The sequence below is a fragment of the Peribacillus sp. NPDC056705 genome, assembly GCF_043656335.1.
The window spans coordinates 1-2,341 of the sequence record NZ_JBHTYI010000109.1; the positions used below are offsets into that span (position 1 = coordinate 1).

Genomic DNA, 2,341 nt, shown 5'->3' on the forward strand with positions numbered 1-2,341 from the left:
GTCACCCATACCTGAACACATAGGGTATGTGGAGGGAACGAGGGGAAGTGAAACATCTCAGTACCCTCAGGAAGAGAAAACAACCGTGATTCCGGGAGTAGTGGCGAGCGAAACCGGATGAGGCCAAACCGTATGCGTGTGATACCCGGCAGGGGTTGCGCATGCGGGGTTGTGGGATCTCTCTTTCACAGTCTGCCGGCTGTGAGGCGAGTCAGAAACCGTTGATGTAGGCGAAGGACATGCGAAAGGTCCGGCGTAGAGGGTAAGACCCCCGTAGCTGAAACATCAACGGCTCGTTTGAGAGACACCCAAGTAGCACGGGGCCCGAGAAATCCCGTGTGAATCTGGCGGGACCACCCGCTAAGCCTAAATATTCCCTGGTGACCGATAGCGGATAGTACCGTGAGGGAATGGTGAAAAGTACCGCGGGAGCGGAGTGAAATAGTACCTGAAACCGTGTGCCTACAAGCCGTGGGAGCGTCGCGTATGTGCTTGCACATGCAGTCGTGACTGCGTGCCTTTTGAAGAATGAGCCTGCGAGTTAGCGGTGTGTAGCGAGGTTAACCCGTGTGGGGAAGCCGTAGCGAAAGCGAGTCCGAATAGGGCGATTGAGTTGCACGCTCTAGACCCGAAGCGGAGTGATCTAGCCATGGGCAGGTTGAAGCGGAGGTAAGACTTCGTGGAGGACCGAACCCACCAGGGTTGAAAACCTGGGGGATGACCTGTGGTTAGGGGTGAAAGGCCAATCAAACTCCGTGATAGCTGGTTCTCCCCGAAATGCATTTAGGTGCAGCGTCGTGTGTTTCTTGCCGGAGGTAGAGCACTGGATAGGCGATGGGCCCTACCGGGTTACTGACCTTAGCCAAACTCCGAATGCCGGTAAGTGAGAGCGCGGCAGTGAGACTGTGGGGGATAAGCTCCATGGTCGAGAGGGAAACAGCCCAGAGCATCGACTAAGGCCCCTAAGCGTACGCTAAGTGGGAAAGGATGTGGAGTTGCACAGACAACCAGGAGGTTGGCTTAGAAGCAGCCACCCTTGAAAGAGTGCGTAATAGCTCACTGGTCAAGTGATTCCGCGCCGACAATGTAGCGGGGCTCAAGCGTACCGCCGAAGTCGTGTCATTCCAGCATATACCCCTAACGGGGGCTGGGATGGGTAGGGGAGCGTCGTGTGCCGGGTGAAGCAGCCGCGGAAGCGAGTTGTGGACGGTTCACGAGTGAGAATGCAGGCATGAGTAGCGATACACACGTGAGAAACGTGTGCGCCGATTGACTAAGGGTTCCTGGGTCAAGCTGATCTGCCCAGGGTAAGTCGGGACCTAAGGCGAGGCCGACAGGCGTAGTCGATGGACAACCGGTTGATATTCCGGTACCCGCTTTGAAACGCCCAATACTGAATCAGGCGATGCTAAGTCCGTGAAGCCGGCCCGATCTCTTCGGAGTTGAGGGTAGTGGTGGAGCCGACGAACCAGACTTGTAGTAGGTAAGCGATGGGGTGACGCAGGAAGGTAGTCCAGCCCGGGCGGTGGTTGTCCCGGGGTAAGGGTGTAGGCCGTGTGGTAGGTAAATCCGTCACACGTTAAGGCTGAGACCTGATGCCGAGCCGATTGTGGTGAAGTGGATGATCCTATGCTGTCGAGAAAAGCCTCTAGCGAGTTTCATGGCGGCCCGTACCCTAAACCGACTCAGGTGGTCAGGTAGAGAATACCGAGGCGTTCGGGTGAACTATGGTTAAGGAACTCGGCAAAATGCCCCCGTAACTTCGGGAGAAGGGGGGCCACGCCTGGTGATGAGTCTTGCACTCTGAGCTGGGGGTGGCCGCAGAGACCAGCGAGAAGCGACTGTTTACTAAAAACACAGGTCCGTGCGAAGCCGTAAGGCGATGTATACGGACTGACGCCTGCCCGGTGCTGGAACGTTAAGGGGACCGGTTAGCTGACTTTCGGGTCGGCGAAGCTGAGAACTTAAGCGCCAGTAAACGGCGGTGGTAACTATAACCATCCTAAGGTAGCGAAATTCCTTGTCGGGTAAGTTCCGACCTGCACGAATGGCGTAACGACTTCTCGACTGTCTCAACCATAGGCCCGGTGAAATTGCACTACGAGTAAAGATGCTCGTTTCGCGCAGCAGGACGGAAAGACCCCGGGACCTTTACTATAGTTTGATATTGGTGTTCGGTTCGGCTTGTGTAGGATAGGTGGGAGACTTTGAAGCGGCCACGCCAGTGGTTGTGGAGTCGTCGTTGAAATACCACTCTGGTCGTGCTGGATGTCTAACCTGGGTCCGTGATCCGGATCAGGGACAGTGTCTGATGGGTAGTTTAACTGGGGCGGTTGCCTCC

At 56.0% G+C, this 2,341-nt stretch carries 1 rRNA gene; it reads left to right on the plus strand.

Annotation, left to right across the window (positions count from 1 at the left end):
- Positions 1–2,341: ribosomal RNA gene (locus ACFRAK_RS27865) — 23S ribosomal RNA — on the plus strand; the annotation flags it as partial.